Consider the following 22,651-nt stretch of genomic DNA (forward strand, 5'->3'; position numbering starts at 1 on the left):
CATGCTCTGACCGCATCGCCTCCACCTCTTCGCGAAAGAGGGGCGATGCTGCTCCTTGAAGATCGAATCCGTTATAAATAACCTGTTCACACGCATATAAATGAAAATTTGCTGCGTCGATCTACCTTGAAGAATAAGTTTACACCATCCCCCGTCAATATTTTCGGGCGAAATTTTCTCAAGGGAATGTTGTTTTTTATTGTTATTTCGATGTTCGGACGATGGGGAGACGGCGGCTGGTCGGCGCTTGCCGCCGCGGTATCGCGGTAGGGGCAATGCAGCGCACGCGCCATCCGCCGAACGGGCAGAGGCTGAAACAGGGATGTTCGGGCGCGTGCGCCGCGCCGCCTACCGCGACACCAGGTACACCTTGTCGGGAGGGATGCGGATCCACAGCTCGTCGCCCTCGGAGGGCAGCTCGCCGGGGCCGGCCTTCAGCTTGTCCACGCGCCAGAACAGATGCTGGTGCAGGTACTTCATCTCGTCCTCGTCGGCGCTCACGGTGGGCGCCTCGTCCTGGACGCGGTCGAGGAAGCCCAGAAGCACCGTGCGGTCGAAGCGCGAGTCGCTCACGCGGTCGACGCGCACCCGGTAGCAGTTCTCGCCGGGGCCGGACGCGCGCTCGAGGTAGAACGCGCGCACGCCGAGGTGGGTGACGTCCTCGCGCACCGGCGCGGCGGTTGCCACCTCGATGCCCCACTTCGGCAGCCTCACGCGGTGCTCGCCCATCCGCTCGGCCGGCGTGGCGTTCTTGCAGCCCGACAGCTTCACGCCCGCGAGCGACTGCGGGCGGTTCACCAGGTCGTCGCCCGTGCCCGTCTCCATGATGCGCCCGGCCTCCACCACGGCGATGCGGTCGCAGAAGCGCAGCGCCTCGTCGATGTCGTGGCTCACGTACAGGATGGTGCCGTCGTAGGCGTCGAACAGGCTCACCAGGTTCTGCTCCAGCACGCCCTTGAGGTGCGCGTCGAGCGCGGAGAACGGCTCGTCCAGCATGAGGATGCCCGGCCGCGCCGCCAGCATGCGGGCGAGCGCCACGCGCTGCTGCTGGCCGCCGGAGAGCTGCGCCGGGTAGCGCTTGTCGAAGCCCTCCAGGCCGAAGCGCTTGAGCTCCGTGGCCACGATGGCATCGCGCACGCCGCGCGGCACGGCGGGCTCGATGCCCGCGCCCACGTTCTCGGCCACGGTGAGGTTCGGGAACAGCATGTAGCTCTGGAACAGAAGCGCCGTCTTGCGCTGTTGCGGCGTGAGGTTCACGCGCTGCGCGGAATCGAAGAACACCTGGTCGTTCACCACGATGCGCCCCTCGTCGGGCGTCTCGATGCCGGCGATGCAGCGCATGGTGAGGCTCTTGCCGCACCCCGACGCACCGAGGAACCCCAGCGTCTCGTCCCCCGCCGTGAACGCCACGTCCAGCGTGAAAGAGGGGTACTTCTTCTTGATGTTGACTTCCAGGCTCACGCCTCGGCCCTCCTGCGGTACTTCGTCGTGCGCCTACCCCAGAGGTTGATGAACAGGATGACCACGAAGCTGAACAGCATGATGACGATCGTCCAGAAGATGGCCACGTCGGTGTTGCCGTTCATCCACTCGAAGTAGATGGCGATGGGAATGGTGCGCGTGATGCCTAAGTAGTTGCCGGCCAAGAACAGCGTGGCGCCGAACTCGCCCAGGGCGCGTGCGAACGAGAGCACCGTGCCCGCCGCGATGGACGACCACGACAGCGGCAACATCAGCTTGAAGAATATCTTCGCGTTACTCCAGCCGAGCGTGCGGGCGGCGTCCAGCATGTTGGGGTCCAGGTTCTCGAACGCGCCGCGCGCGCTGCGGTACATGAGCGGGAACGCCACCACCACGGCCGCGATGACCGTGGCCTGCCAGCTGAAGATGAGCGGGAACCCGATGTCGATGAACCACTGCCCCACGCCCGTGTTCTTCCCGAACGCGAGCAGCAGCAGAAAGCCGCACACCGTGGGCGGCAGCACCATGGGGATGGTGAAGATGGAGTCCGCGATGTCCTGCGCCCGCGCGGGGATGCGCAGGCTGAAGTACGCCGCGGCCAGCCCCAAGATGAAGATGAACACGATGGCCGTGAGCGTGGTCTTGAGCGTGACCCACAAGGGGCTCAAGTCGATGCCGCCCAGGAACTCCGCGAGCGCGGCAAAGCCGGTGGCGGCGCCCACCACCTCCACGCTGTCCGCGGGGGCCATCGTGGCGAAGTCGGCGTGGGTGAGCCGCACGTGAGCGGGGTTCGCGGCGTCGGTCACGTCCGAGCCGTCCGCGCCGATGACGCACGCATAGAACTCGCCGGGCTTGAGCTCCTGGTCGAAGCGGTATTCGACGCCCTCGTGCTCCACGATCGGCTCGTTCGTGAATATCCAGTTGCCCTGTCGCGTCAGCACCGAGCCGCCCTTGGCGTTCTCGGAGTCCAAGGCGATGAGCAGGCTCTTGAGGTACGATCGGCTCTCCGAGGAGCTCTTGTCGAACCCGTTCTCCTCGGCGACGCCGTGCGGCACGTACACGACGATGCAGGCATCGGTTGCGATGACGCCCAGGCTGCCCGGCTCGTCGGAAACGAGGTAGCGGTAGCCGGCGTAGGCGCCGCCGATGTCGCTGTTGCTGCCCACCTGCGAGCGCGAGAAGCCCTCGAGGGCGAAGGGGCTGCCGTCCAAGGAGGCGGCCGTGCCGTCGGCGGCCAGGCTCACGGCATCGTCCGCGGCCGAGGCGTCCTGCGCGCCGTCGGCACCCGCTGCGGCGGGGTTCGGCGCGGCGGGATCGCCCTCATCGCCGGTGTCAGCGAACGCGAGGCCGGGCGCAAGCGCCGAGGAGAGGATCAGGGCAAGGGCCAGGGCGAGGGCCGCGGCGCCCGATATGGCGCGCCGCTGGACGAAAGCCGGTCGAGCCGTCGCGGGCGCGGAGGGGAGAGGGGGTGCAACCCTGTTCGCGCAGCCCTGCGCCGTCCGTGCAACCGGGCGCGCGCAGGTGTCTGTTCGGGAGATTCTCATGGTTGTTCCTTATCGCGCGGAAAGGATGGGCAGTCGAGTGCCCATCCTTTCCCACATGATACCGTATGTGCGGGACCCTTTACTCGGTAACGAGCTCGAAGCCCCACTCCTGCCACAGCTTCTTGGCGTCGGCGTCCGTCGTGGCCCAATCGAGGAACTCGGCGGCGGCCTCGGCCTGCTTCGAGTCCGTGCAGACGGCGGCCGGGTAGATGATCTTCTTGTGCGTGTCGTTCGGCACGACGCCGATGACCTTCACGCCGCCGAAGCGGTACACGTCGGAGCTGTACACGAAGGCCACGTCCACGGCGCCGGACTCGGCCTGCTTGCACACGTTGCCCACGGAGGTCTGCAGGTTCACCTTGCCGTCGAGCGGCGTGCCGTCGAACGTGCCGCCCTTGCCCGTGATATCGCTGCCGGTCTTGCCGGACGGGTCGGTGTAGCAGCCCACGGTGGACAGCGCCTGGTCGGCGTAGTTGCCGGCCGGCACGGACTCGTCGCCCACGGCCACGGCGTAGTCGCCCGTCGCCACGTCGGCCAGCGTGAAGCTCTGGTCGGCGCCGTACTTCGCGGCCAGCTCGGAGTTCTCGCCCGTCACCATGACCAGGTCGTTCCTGAACATATCGAAGCGCGAGGCCTCGTCGACGTAGCCGCCGTCCACGGCCTCGTCCATCTTGGCCTTGGAGGCCGATATCAGCACGTCGGCGTACGCGCCGCCGGCCAGCTGCTCGTTGAGCTCGCCCGAGGACAGGTACTGCGTGTCCTTGAACGTGACCCAGTCGTGGTCCTGCGTGTAGAGCTCCTGCACGGCGTCCATGGCCTTCGACAGCGAGTTCGCGGCGAACAGCTGCAGCTCCACGGCCTCGTGGCTCTCGGCCTTGGGCTCGTCGGCTTTCGGCTCGTCGGCCTTCTGCTCGGTGGACGAGCAGCCGAACAGCGCGAACGCGCCCACCATGGCGAACGCGCACGCAGCCGCCATCGCAATGCGGAGGTGCTTCTTCATAAGATCCCCTTCCCTGGTTCTCTCTGACTCGACTCACGCGGTGCCGCCGGCCCCCGCCCCCTGACAGGCGCCTGATCGGCGTATGAGCACCCCTATATTATTCTTTTGATAGTATATAGTCAATTACAAATATCGCGAATTGAGCAGAAAGCCGGCAACGACGAAGGGTGGCGGATCGGGCAGGGAGGAAGGCGCGGCAAGCGGGAAAGGCCGGGGAAACGGGAAGGCGCCCGGCCCTACGCGCCCAGGCGCACGACGCGCGTGGCTATGCGGTCGGTGAGGGCGGGGGAATGCGACACGAACACGAGCCCGATGCCCCGCCTGCTCGTCTCGCCCACGAGGAAGCGCCATATCTGGGCCTGCGTGAGGGCGTCGAGCATGGTGGACACCTCGTCGGCCACGAGGTAGCGCGGGTTCGCGGCCAGCGCGCGGGCGATGCAGAAGCGCTGCAGCTCGCCGCCCGACAGCTCGTGCGGATAGCGCGACAGCCAGCGTTTCTGGATGCCCAGGTCGTCCAGCAGACGGCCGGGCACCTCGCCCGCCTCGGCCAGGGTCGCGCCCATGCGCATGCGCGGGTCCACGGCGGCCTCGGGATGCTGCCATATCATCTGCACGGGGCACGCACCGCGCCGCGGCAAGGGCTCGCCGTCCACCAGGACCTCGCCCGCTTGCGGGCGCTCGTAGCCGGCCAACAGGCGGCAGAGCGTGGTCTTGCCGAAGCCCGAGGGCGCGCAGAGGGCCACCCGCTCGTCGGGCGCAACTGCCAGGTCGAAGCCTTGGTAGAGCGCGCGCGCCGCACCGGGATACGCGTAGGTGATGCCCCGCGCCTCAAGCATGGAAACCTCCCTTGCCAGACCCCTCGCCAACGTTGCGGTCGCGAAACCCGTGCTCCGGCAGCGCATGCCACAGCGCGCGCGAGAACGGGTGCGCGAGCGTGTCGGGGGACGCGAAGTTCGCGACGGCCGTCTCCTCCACCACGGTGCCGTCTTTGAACACGGCCACGCGGTCGGCCACGTGCAGGGCCAGCTCTATGTCGTGGGTGATGAGCATGACGCCGCCGCCCGCGTCGGCGAACGCGCGGAAGTCGTCGAGGGCGCGCACGGCCAGATCCAGGTCGAGCCCGGGCGTAGGCTCGTCGGCGACGATGACGCGCGGATCGTCCATGAGCGCGCAGCACAAGAGCACGCGCCGCGCCATGCCGCCCGAAAGCTCGAAGGGGTAGAGCTGCGCCGTCTCCTCCGACAGGCCGTAGCGCTCGAACAGCTCCGCCCGACGGCGGCGGCGCTCGGCATGCGGCACGTCGGGGTGCGCGAAGCCCTCCACCTGCCGCCCCACCTTCATGAGCGGGTCGAGGTTGTTCACGCTCTGCGGCACAAGCGACACGCCGTTGCCGCGTAGCGCGGCCAGCCCCGCGGCGTCCTGCAGCTCGCCATCGAACCAGATGCGGCCGCGCACGGTGGCGTTCGGCTCGAACAAGCCCAGCACGGCATCGGCCAGAAGCGTCTTGCCCGACCCCGACGCGCCCACCACCGCCACGATCTCGCCCGCATGCACCGAGATGGTCAGGGAGCTGATCACCTCCACGAAGCGCTGCCTTGCGCGGAAGAACGGGGCGTCCTCGTCGTACATGCGGAACCCCACGCTCAAGTCCTCCACCTGCAGCAGGTGGTGGCCATGCTCGTGGTGGGACGCGGGCGCGTGCGTATGGTGGTGGTGCTCCTGCTCGTCGGCGTGCTCGAGAGCCTCGTGCCCTCCGAACAGCGTGTCGGCCAGCTCGTCCAGCTCGGCCGCGCGCCCGCAGGCCCGCGTCTCTTCCGCCTGCGTCTCTTCCGCCTGCGCCGCCTTCTGCGCCGCACCCTTCTGCGTCTCGCTCATCCGCGCCTCCTATTCCTGCGAGCTGTGCGGGTCGATGAGCTTGCGAAGGTTCGAGCCCGCCACGTCGAACAAGAGCACGGTGGCGATGAGCGCGAGACCCGGGAACACCGCGAGCCACCACATGCCGGCCGACAGGTACGCCATCGACTCGCTCAGGATGACGCCGATGGCCGGCTGCTCGGGCGGCAGGCCGAAACCGAGGAACGTGACGGCCGCCTCGTGCAGGATGGCATGGGGAAACAGCAGGATGAGCCCCACTATGAACTGCGGCAGCACATAGGGCACCATGTGCTTCAAGGCAATGCGCAGCGGGCTCTGCCCCAGCTTGCGCGCAACGGCCACGAACGTGGACTCGCGGCATTGCAGGATCTCGGCGCGCACCACGCGGGCCAGGCTCGGCCAATGCGTCACCGCCACGCCGATGGTGACGCCCCAGAACCCCTTGCCGAGCGCAAACGATATCAGGATGAGCAGCACGATGTGCGGGATACCCATCATGAGGTCGATGAGCCAGGTTACCACGGCATCGGCCTTCTTGCCGCCGAGCGCCGCCACCGCGCCCAGCACGAGCGCGATGACCGAGGACGCGCCTGCGGCCAGAAGGCCCACGAGCACGCTCATGGACAGGCCCGCAAGCGTGCGCAGCAGCATGTCGCGGCCCATCCAGTCGGTGCCGAAGGGATGCGCCAGGCTGGGTGCGAGGTTCTTCTGCGCGAAGTCCGTGGCCGTGGCAGCGTCGGTGACCAGAAGGCCCGCCACCACAATAGCCGCGAGCGCCACCACCGCCGCCACAAAGGCTGCCAGCGTGAGCTTCCTGTTCCCCCACCGAGCCGCGCGAGAAGCGTAGAGCACCGGGGCTGCAACCACCTTGGAGCCGGTGGGGTCGGCGACGTCCACCAAGCGAGTTCCGCAGCGAAGCGAGGACTGTCCGAGCGACTGGGCGTCACCGACCCCACCGGCGGCCTCGCAGGTTTCCTTTCCGCTACGCATGAACCTTCGCCCCCTTGCGCATGCGAGGGTCCACCACGCCGTACAGCACGTTCGCCACGAGGTTGCCGCCGAACACGAACGCCGCCGAGAACAGCGCGATGCCCGCAAGCAGCGCCACGTCGCCGCCCAGACCGGCCGTCACAGCCGCCTGGCCCAGGCCCGGATACGAGAACACCTGCTCCACCAGCACCGACCCGCCGAATATCTCGGAGATGGAGGCAAACTGCAGCGTGAGCGCGGGCAGCGCCAGGTTGCGCAGCCCATGGTGGCGCAGGGCGCCCCAGGTGGAAAGCCCGCGCGTGCGGGCGAACCGCACGTAGTCGCTCTCCAGCACGTCGATGGTCTTCTCGCGCGTGTGCAGCGCGATGTTCGCCACGCCCACCACCGAGAGCGTGAGCGCGGGCAGCGCCAGATGGTGCAACGCGTCCGCAAGCGTCACGTCGGCGGCCGACACCCCGATGGGAACCGAGAAACCGAACGGGAACCAGCCCAGCCACACCGAGAACACGATGAGGAACACGAGCCCCAGCCAGAACGTGGGCACGGACGCCAGCAGAAAGCAGTAGCCCTTCACGATACGGTCGATGGGTCGCCCGCGGTTGGCGCCGGCCAGGATGCCCAAGCCGAAGCCCAGCACGCCGCTCACCACCCAGGCCGTGGCCATAAGCGCGAGCGAGTTCACCGTCCGCGTGGCGATGACGTCGGCCACCGGCGCGTTGAAGCGCAACGACGTTCCCAGGTCGCCGTGCAAAAGGTCGCCGAGCCAGCTGGCGTAGCGCTCCCACAAGGGCGTGTTCACACCCCAGTACTCGGCCAGCTGCGCCCGCTTCGCCTCGCTCATGTTGACGTAGGCCGCCTGCCCCACGTTCGCCTGCACCGGATCGATGGGGGATATGCTCGCCAGCACGAACGTCACCATGCTCACGGCAACCATGAGCAGGATGAACTTCACTATGTTCCGAAGGATGAATCGGGCCATGATGGAAACTACTATAACCTCACCTGTCCGAAAACCTGACAACAACACCCCTCAGCGAGGGAAAACGCCGACCAGTCCCCCCCCCCCCCCCCCCCCCCCTCCCCCCCCCTCCCCCCCCCCCCCCCCCCCCCCTCCCCCCCCCCCCCCCCCCCCCCCCCCCCCCCGCCCCCCCCCCCGCCCCCCCCCCCCCCGGCCCCCCCCCCCCCCCCCCCCGCAGGTCCTCCGAAGTCAGCGGAGGGGGCGGACGGCGCCCACCAAGCGAGTTCCGCAGCGAAGCGAGGACTGTCCGAGCGACGGGGCGCCGTCCGCCCCCTCCGCGTCGGCAACGAAACCCCTAAGCCCACGACCACTGGTCGACGTTGTTCACGAGCGACCAGCCGTGGCCGTGCGGGTGCGGCTTCTGCTCGGCAACCCTCAGGTTCTCCTTCGCGAAGTACAGGTGGTCGATGTTCGCGAACCACACCCACGGCGCGTCGCCCTGCGGCGCGATGCCGGTCGAGCCGTCCCACTGGGCCTTCTTCCACAGCTCGAACGAGTCCTCCACCCGGGGCTGGGCCAGCGCCTCGTCCAGGTACGCGTCGGTGGCGGCTTTCTCGTAGCAGGCGTAGTTGCCCGTACCCTTGGAGTAGAACAGGTTGTACGTCTCGATGGGGGCGTTCGTGCCCCAACCCCACACCACCGGGTCGGTGAACTGGTGCGGGTACAGATCGTCCCAACTCACGCCCTTTATGGCGAATTCAAGACCCAGCTCCTTCATCTGGTTGGAGAACTCCTCGGCAATACCCTGGCGCACGGTGTCGCCGGCCGAGTAGTACAGGTTCATCGAGGCGCGCACGCCGCCCTTCTCGCGGACGCCGTCGGCGCCCGGCGCCCAGCCGGCATCGTCGAGCAGCTTCTTCGCCTTGCCCACGTCGGTCGCGCACTTCATGTCGGGCGATGACCACGGCATGCCGTCGCCCACGCTGTAGGCCACGGTGCCGAAGCCGTTCATGACGTTGTCGATCATGCGCTCGCGATCCACGCCGTAGTTGATGGCCTGGCGCACGGCCGCATCGCACGTCACGTCGTTGCCGGCGGCAGCCTCGCCCTTCTCGTCGGTCTTCGTCGCGCCCGCGGGGATGGTGGGCAGCGAGATGCCGCGCGAATCGACCGACGCGCAGTTCAGCAAGTCGTAGCCCGCCGGCTGCTGCGCGGCGAACGTCGCGGAGGTGTAGGCCACGTCCACTTGCCCGGACTGCGCCGCGGCGAGCGAGGCGTCCTCCTCCATGAACACGGCCACCACGCGCTCGATCTTAGGCGCTTCCCCGTAGTAGTCGGGGTTGGCCTTCAGAATGACCTGCTGGCCGCGGTCCCACTGCTCCAGCATATAGCGGCCGCTGCCGACGGGGTTGGCGCCGTAGCCCTCGCCGTAGGCGTGCTCGGGCACGATGCCGATGACGGCCAGCGTGTACAGGAGCGCGTTGAACGGCTTCTCCATGTGGATGACCACCGTGGCGTCGTCCGGCGCGACGGCCTCACGCACCATGGACAGGTCGCATTCCGAGGCCTCGGCCGTGCGGATGCCGTTCAAGGTGAACGCCACGTCGCGCGCCGTGAGCGGCTCGCCGTCGGTGAAGCGCACGTCGTCGCGGATGGTAAACGTCCAGGTCATGCCGTCATCGGAGCACTCGTAGGACGTGGCGAGATCGTTCTTGAAGCTAAGGTCGGTGTCGGTGGCGATGAGCGTGGACTGGATGAGCGGCTCGTGCACGTGCTCGCCGCAGCCCCAGGAGACCAGCGGGTCGAAGCCCGCCGCCGGCTCGGAGCCCGTGGTCATGGACACGATCACCTGCGAAGGGGCCGCCTCGCCCGTGCCCGTCGCGCCTGTCCCTGCCGCCGGCTTCTCGTTCCCGCCGCCCGCGCAGCCTGCCAAGATCCCGCCCAGCGAAAGCGCGGCCGCGCCTGCGCCCGTCAGCTTCGCGAAGTCGCGCCGTGTGAGTGTTGCCATGCGAATCCTCCCACCCGCTGCGACGGCTCCCTCGCGGCCCGGCGCAGCACCTCGAAATGTGTTACGAAACTGAACTGTGTAACACACTATAGCAGATAGACCACACCGACGGTGTTACGATTTCCATTTCCGTAACTCCTCTAGGCGAGCGGCAGGCACCGAAAGGCGAAAGCGGAGCAGCGCACGGGCGAACAAGCTAACGGGCGGTTCGCATGAACCATCGAGGCATGCTTGCGGGAACGGCCCAAACCAGCCGAAATCTCGCCTTCAGCGCTACAGAATCGCCGATTTCGGCGGGTACGAAACGCGTTTCAGCCCGAGCGAAAAACAGCCCTCGGAAAAACCCCGGTCAGGCGTGATACCCTTGCGCCCAAACCCGCTTCGAAGCCGCCAGCGCCGCGCTTGCCCGCCGAAAAGGGCGTTTTTGTAGCAGCGACCGCCCGAATCGCGACCAACCGCACGCATCTCCGCCTGAATCGCGACCACCCGCATCGCGAGCGCACATATCGCGCCCGCCCGCATCGCCACCGCCCGCGCGCCTCTCCGCCCGCATCGCGACCGCACGCCCGCATCGCCGCCCGCGTCGCGCGCGCCCGCAGGCGGCCGCCCTACTCGGGAGCCTCGCCGGTTTCGAGGATGCGCAGCAGAGCCGCTTCGTCAAGCACCGGGACGCCGAGCGTCACGGCCTTGTCGTACTTGGAGCCGGCGGCCTCTCCGGCCACGACGAAGCTCGTCTTCTTCGACACGCTGCCCGACACCTTCGCGCCGCGCGCCTTGAGCGCCGCACCTGCCTCGTCGCGGGTCATCCCGCTCTCCACGAGCGAGCCCGTCAGCACGAACGTGAGGCCCTCGAGCGTTTGCGGCAGCTGCTCGGCAGGGTCGCCCGCCTCGTCGGCCATCGCCACGCCGCGCTTGCGCAAGCGCTCGATGACGGCCACGTTGTCGGGCGTGCGCAGGAACAGGTACACGCTGCGGGCGATCTTCGGGCCCACGCCGTCGATGGCGGCCAGGTCTTCCTCCGAGGCCTCCATGAGCGCCTCGATGGACGGGTACGCCGCCGCCAGCAGCTCGGCGATGGTCTTGCCCACATGGCGGATGCCGAGACCGAACAGCGCGCGGGCGAACGGGCGCGCACGGCTCTCGTCGATAGCGGCCACGAGCTTCTTCGCCACGGTGGACCCGAGGCGGATGGGCTCGCCTTCCTTGTTCACGCGGCCCATGTCGACGAGCGACAGCTCCACCTCGTCCAGCGTGTAGTAGTCGGCCACGTCGGTCAAGCGGCCGCTCTCCACGAGGCGCGACACGATCTCCTCTCCCATGCCGTCGATATCCATGGCGCCGCGGCTGGCCCAGTGGAGCAGCCGCTCGAGCGCCTGCGCCGGGCAGTCGATGGAGATGCAGCGGAAATCCACCTCGCCCTCTTCGCGGATGACGGGCGAGCCGCACGACGGGCACGTGCGCGGCATCTCCCAGCGGACGGCGTCGGCGGGGCGCAGCGCCAGCACGGGGCCCAGCACCTCGGGGATGACGTCGCCCGCCTTGCGCACGATGACGGTGTCGCCCACGCGCACGTCTTTGCGCTGCACCTCGTCCTCGTTGTGCAGCGTCGCGCGCGCCACGGTGGATCCGGCCACCGACACGGGGTCCATCTCGGCAACGGGCGTCAGCTTGCCGGTGCGCCCCACCTGCACGGTGATGTCGTGCAGCAGCGTCGTCTTCTCCTCGGGCGGGAACTTGAACGCCACGGCCCAGCGGGGCGCGCGGGCCGTGTAGCCCATCGACTCCTGCTGCGCGAACGCGTTCACCTTCACCACTACGCCGTCGATCTCGTAGGGCAGGTCCTCGCGGCGCTCGATGGCGCGCTTGCAGAACGCGTGAACCGCCTCGCGCGTCTCGCACAGCTCGACGTCGGGGTTCACGTGGAAGCCCGCTTCGCGCAGCCATGCCAACAGCTCCCACTGGCCCTCGACGGCCAGGGCGCGCTCGTCGGCCACCGCGTAGATGAACGTGGACAGGTCGCGGTTCGCCGTGATGGCGGGATCCTTCTGGCGAAGGCTCCCCGCTGCGGCGTTGCGCGGGTTCGCGAACGCCTGCTTGCCATTGGCCTCGGCGGCGACGTTCAGGGCGTCGAAGCTGGACTTCGGCATGTACACCTCGCCGCGCAGCTCAATCGGCGCCTCCGCGTCCCGCAGCCCGTCGAGGGCCGCCTCGCGCAGGCGCAGCGGCACGTCTTTCACCGTGCGCATGTTGGCGGTGACGTCTTCGCCGGTGGTGCCGTCGCCGCGCGTCGCCGCGCGCACGAGGCGGCCGTCCTCGTAGGTCAAAGCGATGGACGAGCCGTCGATCTTGAGCTCGCATACCACGGGCACCATGCGGCCGAACGCCTCCACCACGCGCTCGATCCACGCGTCCAGCTCCTCGAGGTCCATGGCGTTGTCGAGCGAGTACATCCGCCGCTCGTGGCGCACGGGGGCGAACTGCTCGCCCACGTAGCCGCCGACGCGCTGCGTGGGACTGGACGGATCGACGAGCTCGGGATGGGCCGCTTCCAGCTCGCGCAGCTCGCGCATGAGCGAGTCGAACGCGGCGTCGGATATCTCGGGAGCATCCTGGGCGTAGTACAGGTAGGTGTGGTGCTCGATCTCGCGCCGCAGCGCGTCGATACGCGCGGCCGGATCGCTCGTCGCCTCGGCGAGCGCCCGCTCGTCCAGGAGGTTCTGCTGTTCTTCTGCCATGTTCTCCACCGCCGTCTTGACTTCCTCCATCGGGAAGAAGGCCCCGAACGCATTCGGGGCCTTCGCCATTTAATCGAGATTCTACCACGAGTCGCAGCGGGCAGCGCACCCGCCCCATGGTTTCATCAGAGGTTGCGGCAAGGCCCGGCCGCCGGCTACGCCAGCATGCCCTTGTTCGCGTTCCAGCCGTAGAATACGAGCGACACGCCGCGCATGAGTATGAACACCGAGAGGAATATGCTGAACGACGCTGGCGCCACGAAGAACGTGATGCCGCAGAGCACGCTCACGATGCCCGAGAACAGCATCCAACCCCACATAGGCACGCCCGTCTTGCGAATGCGAAAGGAGCCGACGACCTCGAACGCGCCGAAGATGATGAAGAACGCCCCGATCACCCACGGGATGACGCCCGCGAACGCCAGCGGATGGATCAAGAACATGAGGCCGATGACGATGTCGAGCACGGCGTAGGCGATGGCCCACCCCGACAGGTTCATGACCTTGTGGAAGCGCACGTAGTTGATGATGTCGAATATGCCGGACACGAGGAACGCCGCGCCCGCGATGGCCGTGATGGTGACAAGGGTGAGCCCCGGCGCCACCACGAAGAAGAAGGCGCACAGCACCAGCAGAATGCCCGCAACGATCAAACCCCAGTCATGCTTCCTCGTCGTATCCACGATGCCTCCTTCGAATCGTTCGGCGCTGATGCGCCTTTTTTCTCATCATATGATTGTAGCGAATGAGAAAAACAAGCTGAGCGGGGTGGTCAACCGTTTCCGCACCGTAACGGTCCGAATTCGCACGGCAACGGTCTACCGAGCGTTCGCGCCTTTCGTCGATACGCGGTAGAATGGGAAGAGGGAACCCTTCGACGGACAAGGTGGTCGCCTATGCAGGACGTTCGGGAATACGGCAACGACGAGCTGGTGGCCCTTGTGCCCCTGCCGGCCGACGACGCGAACAAGTACACGCGGGGCACGCTCACCGCTGTCGTGGGCAGCGAGCGCTACCCCGGCGCGGCATGCTTGGCAGCCTACGCGGGCCAGCGCATGGGCGCCGGCTACACGCAGGTGTTCACCCATCCGGCAGCCGTTCCGCTCGTGCAGGGCTTCCGCCCCTCCCTCGTGGTGGGCCCGCGCTCGGCCCTCCCGCCGAAGCTCTCCCCCTCGCTGCCGGGCAAGCCGCACGCCTACCTCGTAGGTTGCGGGTTCGACGCGGACGACGGCGCGTCCTCCAAGCTCGTGCACTTCGTGTTGAAGCACGCCGAGGCGCCCGTGCTGGTGGACGGCAGCGGCCTGGGCGCCCTTGTCTCGGAGAAGGGGCGCCGCCTGCTGAAGCGGCGCTTCCTGAACGGCCACGCCACCGTGGTCACGCCCCATGCCGGCGAGGCGGCACGGCTCGCGCGCGCGTTCGACCTGCCTACGGGCGACCCCTGCGCGCTGGCACGGTCGCTCTCGCTCGCCTACGGCGTGGTGGCGGTGGTGAAGGGGCCGGTCACCTTCATATCCGACGGCGAGCAGACCGTGCGCATGGCGCACGGCACGCCGGCGCTCGCGAAGGCGGGCACGGGCGACGTGCTGGCGGGCATGGTGGCGGCGCTGCTGGCCCAGGGGATGGACGCGCTCGAGGCGTCCGTGCTGGGAGCCGAGCTGCACGCGCGGGCAGGGCTCGCCGCGGCCGCCCGCTGGTCGGCCATCGCCGTGTGCGCGGAGGACGTCGTGGAGTGCCTGCCCGCCGCCTTCGCGGAGCTCGTGGGCGCGTAGGGCACGCGGCGGGTTCAAACGGCGGAACGTGTGCTCTCCGTGGCCGAGCGGCCTACCAGTGGCAGACCACCACGTCGCCCGTGGCGATGAGATCGTACAGCGCGGTAGCCTTCTCCACCGGCAGGTTCACGCAGCCGTGGCTGCCGCTGCCGGAGGCGTACCGCGAGCCGCCGAATGCAGGCTGCCAGTCGGCGTCGTGCAGGCCGATGTAGTTCTCCACGAACGGCATCCACGCCTTCACTTCCGTCTGGTATTCCGGCTTGCCCGTCTCGGGCTCCATCTGGCCGATGAGCTTCGAAGGGCTCTCCTTGCCGTTGATGACGTATACGCCCTCTGGCGTGTCGTGCTCGCCGTCGGGCGTGCCCGACACGATATCGGACTCCCACGCCAAGCTGCCGTCGTCGCCGTAGAAGCGCGCATGCTGCTCGGCCAGGTCGATGTCAAGGTAGCGCTTGCCCCAGTCGCGCCCGTGCAGGCCGTCGTAGGCGCCGGCCTCCTGCTCGCAGGGGATGGCCACATCGCCCGCCTGGGCGGACCGCACGCCGTCCATCACGGTTTTCTTGAGCTGGTCCTTGTCGACGATCCAGCCGTACACGCCGCCCGACACGGTGACCTCCTTGCCGTCGGCGCGCGTGAATGTGCGCCGCGCCTGGTAGGTGTTGCACGCCGAGGCGATGTCCTGCACCCAGACCGCCACCAGGCTCTCGTCCACTCCCACGGTCACGTCGTCGCCCAGACGCATCCAGTCCGCTATCTGGTCGGCGTTCACGCGCGCGACGACCGTATCGGCAAGCTTCAGGTTGAAGTCGGCCTTGAGCAGGGCGTTCGCGTCGTCGGCGGCTTTCGCCAAGCGCGTGTCGTCGGCGAAGAGCGTGGGCTTTTGCAGCGCGTCCTCGCCGAGCGTCGCAGAAGGCGCGAGAGTGGCGACGGCCGCGCTCACGGCCTCGAGCACCTGGTCGGCATCGAGCGCCGTGCCCGCCGTCTCGGTGCGCACCACGAACGACGAGCTGCCCGCGTCGTAGTCGAGCCCGGCGTTGCGCGGCGGGACGGCTCCCTCGTTGAACGCGTCGACGGCGGTGCGCACGGCCTGCTCCAGCTTTCCGTTCGAGGTGGCCAGCTTGTCGGTCTCGTCGCGCGAGCCGAACACCTCCACCGGCCAGGCCCAAGGGTTCGCGTCGGCGTGCATGGCGTCCGTCACGTTTTGGACGTTGATGCCGGTGCCCATGTCCGCGGACGTGAGCTTGAGCGAGAACCCCTGCCCCGACACGTCGAGCGCGTAGCTCTTCGCGATGTCGGCCAGCAGGTCCTGCACCTCGGCGGACGTCTTGAACGACACGTCCTCGCCCATGACGGTGGTGCGGGGCATGAAGCGGTCCATGAACGTGAACGCGCCTGCCAGATAAACGACGACCAGCACGGCCGCCACGGCGCAAGCGGCGATGATGCCCTCCTTGCGGCCGGGCTTCGGCCGCCGCGGAGCGGAGCCGGAACGCGGGACGGACGCGGGACGGAAACCGCGCGACGGCTCCTCGCCCTTCACGTCGTTGCCTGCGTGCCTGCCTTGCGAACCGTTTCCTGGCGCCATGCGCTCACCTCTTCGCCTCTCCGCCGCTCTCTCGTGCCTTGATCCAACATAATGGGTTCGCCGCACAAGTTCAATGCATCCCCACGGTAAAAGGGGAAAGCGGATGCCCCGGTGCACCGTTCGGCAGTCGCCCGCCTGGCCGCCGCGCCCCCGCCGACAGTCCTCTGCGGCGACGTCCTACCGGCCAGGCGTGCCAGAGGCCGCGCCCGCCGGCGCGGCCGGCGGGGCGTCCATCTCGTCGAGCAGGCTGCGGGCCTCCTTGAACTGGCGCGAGAGCTCCTCCATGGGGTCCACGCGCTTCTCGGCGGCGCGCAGCGAGTCCTCGGTGATGGCCATGGCGCAGGCCACGGCGTCGGTGTGCGTGAACGACAGCGACAGCGGAAGCTCTCGCACGCCCTGCTCGGCCGCGACCTCCTTCGCCCGTCCCGACAGCACCACGGAGGGCCGCCCCTTGGCGTTGCGGCGCACCTCGATGTCGCGCACGCCGATGCCGCGCGTAAAGCCGGTGCCGAGCGCCTTCACCACCGCCTCCTTCGCCGCGAAGCGCGTGGCGTAGTGCACCTCCGGGTTCGCCGTCGCGTCGCAGTAGGCGCGCTCCTCCTCCGAGAACACGCGCTCGCGGAAGCTCGGCGTGCGCTCGAGGATGCGCCTCACCCGCGCGATCTCCACGATGTCCACGCCCAGCCCCACCTGCCCCTCGGCCGCGGGGAACGCCTCGTCCAACTCAGTATCGCTCACAGGTAATTCCTCTCTCTTCCCTCCATGCCGCAACCCGGCGACCCTTCAGTCGAAGCCCCGCCCCGCTTGGAGCGGAAGGGGCCGGCGACGTCCGCCAAGCGAGTTCCGCAGCGAAGCGAGGACTGCCCGGGCGACTGGGCGTCGCCGGCCCCTTCCGCGGACCCGCAGGTCGAAAAGCTACTCCACCGTAACCGATTTCGCCAGGTTGCGGGGCTGGTCCACGTCGCAGCCGCGCTCGACGGCGATGGCTCGCGCGAACAGCTGCAGCGGCACGCTGGCCGTGACGGCCGAGAACGCGTCGCGCACCTTCGGGATGTAGACGACGTGGTCGGCGTGCGCGCGAATGTCCTCGTCGCCCTCGGTGGCGACAGCCACGATCATCGCGCCGCGGGCCTTCGCCTCCTGCAGGTTCGACACGAGCTTGTCGTACACGGGGCTCTTCGTGGCCACCGCGATCACGGGGAAGCCCTCGTCGATGAGCGCGATGGGGCCGTGCTTCATCTCGCCGGCCGGGTAGGCCTCGGCGTGCAGGTAGCTGATCTCCTTGAGCTTGAGCGCGCCCTCGCACGCGATGGCGGCGCCCATGCCGCGCCCGACGAACAGCGCGCTCGAGGCGTCCTTGCACGCGCGCGCCGCTTGCGTGATGGCGGCGGTGTCGGCCAGGATGCGCTCCACCTGCTCGGCCGTGTCGGCCAGCTCGTGGAACAGCAGGTGCACCTGGTTCGTCTTGAGCTTGCCCTTGGCCTGGGCGAGCAGCATGGCCAGCAGCGTGAGCGACGCCACCTGGCCCAAGAACGATTTCGTGGAGGCCACGGCTATCTCCTTGTTGGCCTTCGTGTAGATCACGCCGTCGCTCTCGCGCGCCACGGGAGAGCCCACCACGTTCGTGATGCCGAACACCTTGGCTCCCTTCACGCGCGCGTCGCGGATGGCCGCCAGCGTGTCGGCGGTCTCGCCCGACTGCGACACGGCCACCACCAGGGTGGACGGCGTGATGATGGGGTTGCGGTAGCGGAACTCGCTGGCCGCCTCCACCTCGCAGGGGATGCGCGCCCAGCCCTCGATGAGGTTCTTCGCGATGAGGCCGGCGTGGTAGGACGTGCCGCACGCGATGACGCACACGCGGTCGATGAGGTTGAGCTCCTCGGGCGAGAGGTCCAGCTCGTCGATGGACAGCGCGCCGTTCACCAAACGGCCGGCCAGCGTGTCGCGTATGACGCGCGGCTGCTCGTGGATCTCCTTCATCATGAAGTCGGGGTAGCCGCCCTTCTCCGCCACGTCGAGGTCCCAATCGACGTGCGTGACCTCGGGCTCGTAGGCCTCGCCGCGCACGTTGAAGAACGTCGCGCCCGAGGGCTCGAGCTTGGCGAAGTCGCCGTCGGCGAGCACGGCCACGTCTCGCGTGGCGTCGATCATGGCGATGATGTCGGAGGCCACGTACGCCCCGTCGTCGGCGAGGCCCACCACGAGCGGCGAGTCCTTGCGCGCCGCCACGACGGTGCCGGGCTCCTGATCGCTGATGACCGCGACGGCGTACGCGCCGATCAGGCGCTCGGTCGCCTCGCGGACGGCCTCCAAGAGGTCGCGGCTCTCCGCGTAGGCCTCCTCCACCAGGTGCGCGACGACCTCGGTGTCGGTCTCGCTCGAGAACGCGTGCCCGCGGGCCTCCAGCTCCTCGCGCAACTCGGCGAAGTTCTCGATGATGCCGTTGTGCACGACGGCCACGTGCCCGTCGCAGGAGGTGTGGGGGTGCGCGTTCGCCTCGCTCGGGCGGCCGTGCGTGGCCCAGCGCGTGTGGCCGATGCCGCAGGTGCCGGCGAGGTCCAGGGGCTCGACGAGGCGCGCGAGGCCGCTCACCTTGCCTTTGCAGTGCACGACGCGCAGCGCCCCGTCCTGCTCGACGGCGATGCCCGCCGAGTCGTAGCCGCGGTACTCGAGCCTGGTCAGGCCCTCGATAAGGATGTCCTTGACGGGACGTGCTCCGGTGTATCCGACGATTCCGCACATAGTCTGCTCCTCACGCGCGTCGCTTTTCCGAGCGCTATTCTAAGGTAAGAGCAGCCCGCCCTTCTTTTTCACGGCCGGCTGGAGCCGAATCCGCTCAATAAACGCATGTTTTCAGGGTGGCCCGGCGGCGCAGGACCGCCCCCTCACCCCAGCTTCAGCACGGGGTGGAGGTCCTGCATGCGCACGGTGCGCTTGCGCCAGGCCACGATGCTCGTGAGCGCGAAGGCGGCCGCGCCGAACCCTGCGAGCACGAGGCAGTCGAAACCCACCACGCCGTAGTCGAGCCCGGTCATGATCTGGCGCAGCGCCTCCACCACGTAGGTCATGGGCAGGTACGGGCTCACCGCCTGGAAGAACGCGGGCGTCGTCTGGATGGGGAAGGTGCCGGCGCTCGTGGTGAGCTGCAGCATGAGCAGGATGATGGCGAGGAACCGCCCCGGGAAGCCGAACGCCGCCAGCAGCAGCTGCATGAGGGCCGCGAACACGAGCGCGGTGAGAAAGCCCATGCCCCAGAAGGCGGGCACGTTGCCTATCTGCAGCTGCAGCCCGAACTGGATGACCGCCATGAGCAGCGCCGCCTGCACGAGGGCGAACGCCGCCATGGGCAGGTAGTTCGCGAACGCCGCCGTGACGGGGTTCGCGCCCGCCAGCAGGAGGCGCCCGTTGAGCGGCTTGAACACGAAGCCCGACACGAGGCTGCCCACCCAGAGCCCCAGCGCCATGAAGTACGGGGCGAAGCCGGTGCCGTAGTTCCTCACCGAGGTGTAGTAGTCGTTGCCGAGCTCCACCGGATCGCTCATGGCCTCGGCCTTCGCGGGGATGTTTCGAGTCTGATCGGCGGCCTCCTCGGCGCCCGCAGCCAGTTTGGAGGCCAGCTCGCCTTCGCCCTCCGTTGCCTCGTGCAGGCCCGTGACCAGGCGGTCCGTTCCCTCACGCAGCTGTCCCGCGCCAGTGGCGAGCTGCCCCGCGCCGCCTTGCGCAGACTGCGCGCCCTGGGCGAGCTCGCCGGCGCCGTCCTTGGCCGACCGCGCGCCCGAGGCGACCTCGGCCGCGCCGGCGTCGAGCCGCGCAGCGCCGGACGCGGCGTCGGCGACCCCGGCGGCGAGAACGGACAGGTTGGCGCTCACATCCTGCGCGCCGGCGCTCAAGCGGTCGATGCCGCCGACGAGCGAGGGGGCCGCCTGGGCGAGGGCCGCCGCACCCGCGGAGAGCGCCTGCAGGTCAGAAGCTTGCGACGCCAGCTCGTCGCGCGTCCGCACCAGCCCCTCGTGCAAGGTGCGCGCGCCCGCCGAAAGCTCCGATGCGGCGTCGGCGGCCTTGAGCGCACCGGGCAGAAGCGCGCCGTCCACCTCCCCCTTCGCCTGCGCGAGCCCGTCGACCACGCCCGCGCGCCCCTCGGCCCCGTCGAGGTAGGCCCGCGCCGTGCCGAGGGACGTGAGCAGGGCCTCCTTCTGCTCCGGCGTCATGTCGCTTGCCAGCACGGCCTCCGTGTCCACGCCCGCGAGCGCCGCGCTCGCCGCTGACGCACCGTCCTGCAGCGTGCCGAGCGCACCGGAGAGCTCCTCCACGCCCTGGGCCAAGGCAGGGGCGCCCGTCTGCGGATCCGCCAGCTCCTCGAGCCCGGAGGCGAGGGCGGCCGACCCGCCGACGAGCGTCTGCGGTTCGCTGTCCGTCCCGAGCGCCGCGGACAGCTCGCCCACGCTGCCCACGACGGCCTGCACGCCGTCGTCCAACCGCGCCGCCTGGGCCGGCAGCCCGGCCGTCTCGTCCGCCAGCTCGCGCGCGCCGGCGGCCAGCGGCGCGCCTCCCTCGTCCCGCAGCTCCGACGCGCCGTCCGACACCCGGCTCGCGCCCGACGCGAGCGAGCCCGCCCCTGCCTCGAGCGCGCCTGTGCCTCCCACCAACGTGCCGAGCCCCGCGTCGAGCGCGACCGCGCCGCCTGCCAGGGTACCGAGCCCCGCGTCGAGCTCGACGGCACCGTTCTTGAGCGTGCCCAGGTTCGTCGCGATCGAGCGGGTGCCGTCCTGCGCGGCGGACAGGCCGCCCTCCAGGTCGCGCGCTCCCGCCGCGGCAGCGCCGATCTGCCTGCCCGAATCGGCCACGCGGCCGAGCACCGTCGTCCAGTACTGCTCGGCCACCATGTCGCTCACGCGCGTGCGCACCTGCCGCCACACCGTCTGGCCTATCTGGGACGCCAGCATGTTCTCGCTCTCGTTGTACTCCACCTTCAGCTGGGCCCGGCGCGGCGCGTCGCCGTCCACCGAGGCCACGGAGGCGGAGAAGTCCGAGGGGATGATGCACGCCATGAAGTAGGTGCCGTCCGCAAGGCCCGCCCGGGCCTCGTCGGCTGACACGAAGTGCCAGCCCAGGCCGTTGTCGGTGCGCTTGAGCTCGTCGACCACCTCGTCGCCGAGGTTGCGCTGCTCGGCCGCGATCACGGCCCCCGCGTCCTCGTTCGCCACCGCCACGGGCAGCGAGGACAGGCGTCCGTAGGGGTCCTGGAACGCGGCCAGGTACAGCCCGCCGTAGAGGAGCGGGATCACCGCGATGGCCGCGATCACCACCCACATCACCTTCGAGGCCGCGAGGTTTCGCCATTCCAGGCTCGCGAAGCGCACGCCTTCGAACGCCATGTCACTCCCCTTCCTTCGCCAGGTACGCGCACGAATCGGCCATGCGGGCCAGGTCGCGCTCCACCACCGCCACCGCCACGGCCGCATGGCGCTCGCGGGCCGCCCGCGCGAGCAGCTCCATGAGCCCGCGCGACTGCGACAGGGTGAGCTGGTCCTCGACGTCGTCCACCACCGCCGCGTCCGGGTCCCCCACGAAGGCGAGCGCGATGCCGAGGCGCGCGAGCTTCTCGGCCGTGAGGTCGCGCACCCGCACGCGCGCCACGTCGCCGAGGCCCCACCAGCACAGATGCTCCTCCACGGCCCCGTCGCGCGCGGAGAGGCCGTGCAGGTCGAACTCGGCCTTGGCCGCGGAGCGGGCGCTCAGGTTCTCCGGCAGGTCGTTCAGGCCCTTGAACAGGCCCAGGCCCACGTGCCGCTCGGCCTTGGCGCGCTCGCGCGGGAGTTCGAGGCCGCCGACGGAGAGCGTGCCGCCCGTGGGCTTCATGCGTCCCGCCAGCGTGAGCAGAAGCGCCGACTTGCCGCTGCCGTTGCGCCCGCGCACGGCCGTGACCCGGCCCTTGAACACGTCGAGGTCCACGTTGCGGTAGACGAAGCCGGCGTAGGTCTCGAGCTCGAGGTCCCGCGCGCTCAAGTAGGGGGCTTCCGGAGCTTCCTCCCGCTCCCCCAGCCCGCTCGCGTCGACGGGCCCCATCGGGCACGTCCCCGTGGGGCCCGCCGCCGGGCTCTCCTGCACATCCTGCATCCTGCCACGTCCTTCTCTTCAGCTGCCCCGCGTCGGCGGCGGGAATTCCCCTTCGCCCAACGTTCGGAGACGGCATGGAAACGCATGCTGGCCGCGAACGACCTCGCTCGTTGCTTTATACTTCCGATGGAAGCGCCGTCGCCGAACCGAAACCGACGCGCAACGGAGCCGTCGCCGAGACGCACCGCGCCCGTTGCCCGACGGCGCACCGAGGAAGGAGCCGCCATGAAAGCGAAGATGATCCACCGTTGCATCCACGTCCTCGATCTGGACGCGTCGCTCGCGTTCTACGAGCGCGCGCTGGGCCTCGTCATGCAGCGGCGCATGGGGCCCGAGGACGGGTCGTGGGAGAACGTGTTCATCGGCAACGACGAGACCGACTTCCAGGTGGAGCTCACCTGGAACCGCGGGCGCATCGAGCCCTACGTCAACGGCGGCCGCGACACGCACCTGGCCTTCGAGGTGGACGACCTCGACGCCGCGCGCGCCCTGCACGAGGAGATGGGCTGCGTGTGCTTCGTGAACGAGCGCATGGGCATCTACTTCATCGAGGACCCCGACGGCTGCTGGCTCGAGATCCTCCCGGCGATGCGCGCGGAGTAACGC

General features: G+C 69.1%; 18 protein-coding genes. 2 read left to right on the forward strand and 16 right to left on the reverse strand.

Annotated features, from left to right (window positions below):
* Positions 1-348 precede the first annotated feature (348 nt).
* The 11 genes from K9U15_RS05980 to K9U15_RS06030 all read right to left on the reverse strand — a co-directional run bounded on the left by K9U15_RS05980 (position 349) and on the right by K9U15_RS06030 (position 13,254).
* Positions 349-1,461: a sulfate/molybdate ABC transporter ATP-binding protein gene (locus K9U15_RS05980; RefSeq protein ID WP_096228038.1), complete on the reverse strand. Its 1,113-nt coding sequence runs from the start codon at positions 1,459-1,461 to the stop codon at positions 349-351.
* A complete protein-coding gene (modB, locus tag K9U15_RS05985) occupies positions 1,458-3,005 on the reverse strand; it encodes a molybdate ABC transporter permease subunit (protein ID WP_096228037.1) in 1,548 nt (515 codons plus the stop codon). Before modB ends, K9U15_RS05980 begins: the two co-directional genes overlap by 4 nt.
* Positions 3,006-3,084: 79 nt before the next feature.
* The gene (gene modA / locus K9U15_RS05990) at positions 3,085-4,005 is read right to left on the reverse strand and encodes a molybdate ABC transporter substrate-binding protein (RefSeq protein ID WP_096228036.1); all 921 of its coding nucleotides are present in this window, start codon (positions 4,003-4,005) and stop codon (positions 3,085-3,087) included.
* A 236-nt stretch (positions 4,006-4,241) separates the two neighbouring features.
* The gene (locus tag K9U15_RS05995; protein ID WP_096228035.1) at positions 4,242-4,841 is read right to left on the reverse strand and encodes an ABC transporter ATP-binding protein; all 600 of its coding nucleotides are present in this window, start codon (positions 4,839-4,841) and stop codon (positions 4,242-4,244) included.
* Entirely contained in the window at positions 4,834-5,880 is a 1,047-nt protein-coding gene (locus tag K9U15_RS06000) for an ATP-binding cassette domain-containing protein (RefSeq protein WP_154270346.1), read from the reverse strand. Before K9U15_RS06000 ends, K9U15_RS05995 begins: the two co-directional genes overlap by 8 nt.
* Positions 5,881-5,889: 9 nt before the next feature.
* Entirely contained in the window at positions 5,890-6,870 is a 981-nt protein-coding gene (locus K9U15_RS06005) for an ABC transporter permease (RefSeq protein ID WP_154270347.1), read from the reverse strand.
* Positions 6,863-7,849 carry an ABC transporter permease gene (locus tag K9U15_RS06010; protein WP_301155755.1) on the reverse strand — a complete coding sequence of 329 codons (987 nt, stop codon included), beginning with the start codon at positions 7,847-7,849 and terminating at the stop codon, positions 6,863-6,865. The genes K9U15_RS06005 and K9U15_RS06010 overlap by 8 nt, the downstream gene beginning before the upstream one ends.
* Before the next feature lie 334 nt (positions 7,850-8,183).
* Positions 8,184-9,836, reverse strand: coding sequence for an ABC transporter substrate-binding protein (locus K9U15_RS06015; RefSeq protein WP_096228031.1), 1,653 nt, complete (start codon positions 9,834-9,836; stop codon positions 8,184-8,186).
* 273 nt (positions 9,837-10,109) lie between these two features.
* On the reverse strand, positions 10,110-10,364 hold the full coding sequence (locus tag K9U15_RS06020; protein ID WP_123649897.1) for a hypothetical protein: 255 nt from the start codon (positions 10,362-10,364) through the stop codon (positions 10,110-10,112).
* An 80-nt stretch (positions 10,365-10,444) separates the two neighbouring features.
* Positions 10,445-12,571, reverse strand: coding sequence for an NAD-dependent DNA ligase LigA (ligA, locus tag K9U15_RS06025; protein ID WP_096228669.1), 2,127 nt, complete (start codon positions 12,569-12,571; stop codon positions 10,445-10,447).
* A gap of 155 nt (positions 12,572-12,726) precedes the next feature.
* Positions 12,727-13,254: an HdeD family acid-resistance protein gene (locus tag K9U15_RS06030; RefSeq protein WP_087191336.1), complete on the reverse strand. Its 528-nt coding sequence runs from the start codon at positions 13,252-13,254 to the stop codon at positions 12,727-12,729.
* A gap of 213 nt (positions 13,255-13,467) precedes the next feature.
* Here K9U15_RS06030 and K9U15_RS06035 point away from each other — a divergent pair, with 213 nt between their 5' ends.
* On the forward strand, positions 13,468-14,340 hold the full coding sequence (locus K9U15_RS06035) for an NAD(P)H-hydrate dehydratase (protein ID WP_301155756.1): 873 nt from the start codon (positions 13,468-13,470) through the stop codon (positions 14,338-14,340).
* 52 nt (positions 14,341-14,392) lie between these two features.
* Here K9U15_RS06035 and K9U15_RS06040 read toward each other — a convergent pair whose 3' ends face one another.
* The 5 genes from K9U15_RS06040 to K9U15_RS06060 all read right to left on the reverse strand — a co-directional run bounded on the left by K9U15_RS06040 (position 14,393) and on the right by K9U15_RS06060 (position 22,045).
* On the reverse strand, positions 14,393-15,925 hold the full coding sequence (locus K9U15_RS06040) for a L,D-transpeptidase family protein (protein WP_096228029.1): 1,533 nt from the start codon (positions 15,923-15,925) through the stop codon (positions 14,393-14,395).
* A 177-nt stretch (positions 15,926-16,102) separates the two neighbouring features.
* Positions 16,103-16,663, reverse strand: a complete 561-nt coding sequence (gene acpS / locus K9U15_RS06045; RefSeq protein ID WP_087191339.1) for a holo-ACP synthase — start codon at positions 16,661-16,663, stop codon at positions 16,103-16,105.
* Between the two features lie 177 nt (positions 16,664-16,840).
* Positions 16,841-18,670, reverse strand: coding sequence for a glutamine--fructose-6-phosphate transaminase (isomerizing) (gene glmS, locus K9U15_RS06050; protein ID WP_301155757.1), 1,830 nt, complete (start codon positions 18,668-18,670; stop codon positions 16,841-16,843).
* 143 nt (positions 18,671-18,813) lie between these two features.
* Positions 18,814-21,303 (reverse strand): YhgE/Pip domain-containing protein, encoded by a 2,490-nt coding sequence (locus tag K9U15_RS06055; protein ID WP_301155758.1) that lies wholly within the window; start codon positions 21,301-21,303, stop codon positions 18,814-18,816.
* Position 21,304: 1 nt separating this feature from the next.
* Positions 21,305-22,045 carry an ATP-binding cassette domain-containing protein gene (locus K9U15_RS06060; RefSeq protein ID WP_123673477.1) on the reverse strand — a complete coding sequence of 247 codons (741 nt, stop codon included), beginning with the start codon at positions 22,043-22,045 and terminating at the stop codon, positions 21,305-21,307.
* A 225-nt stretch (positions 22,046-22,270) separates the two neighbouring features.
* On the opposite strand from K9U15_RS06060, the gene K9U15_RS06065 reads away from it, so the two are divergent.
* Positions 22,271-22,648: a VOC family protein gene (locus K9U15_RS06065; RefSeq protein ID WP_301155759.1), complete on the forward strand. Its 378-nt coding sequence runs from the start codon at positions 22,271-22,273 to the stop codon at positions 22,646-22,648.
* The last annotated feature ends 3 nt before the right edge of the window (positions 22,649-22,651 follow it).

This window comes from Gordonibacter sp. RACS_AR68 (genome assembly GCF_030418485.1).
GTDB classification, from domain to species: domain Bacteria; phylum Actinomycetota; class Coriobacteriia; order Coriobacteriales; family Eggerthellaceae; genus Gordonibacter; species Gordonibacter urolithinfaciens.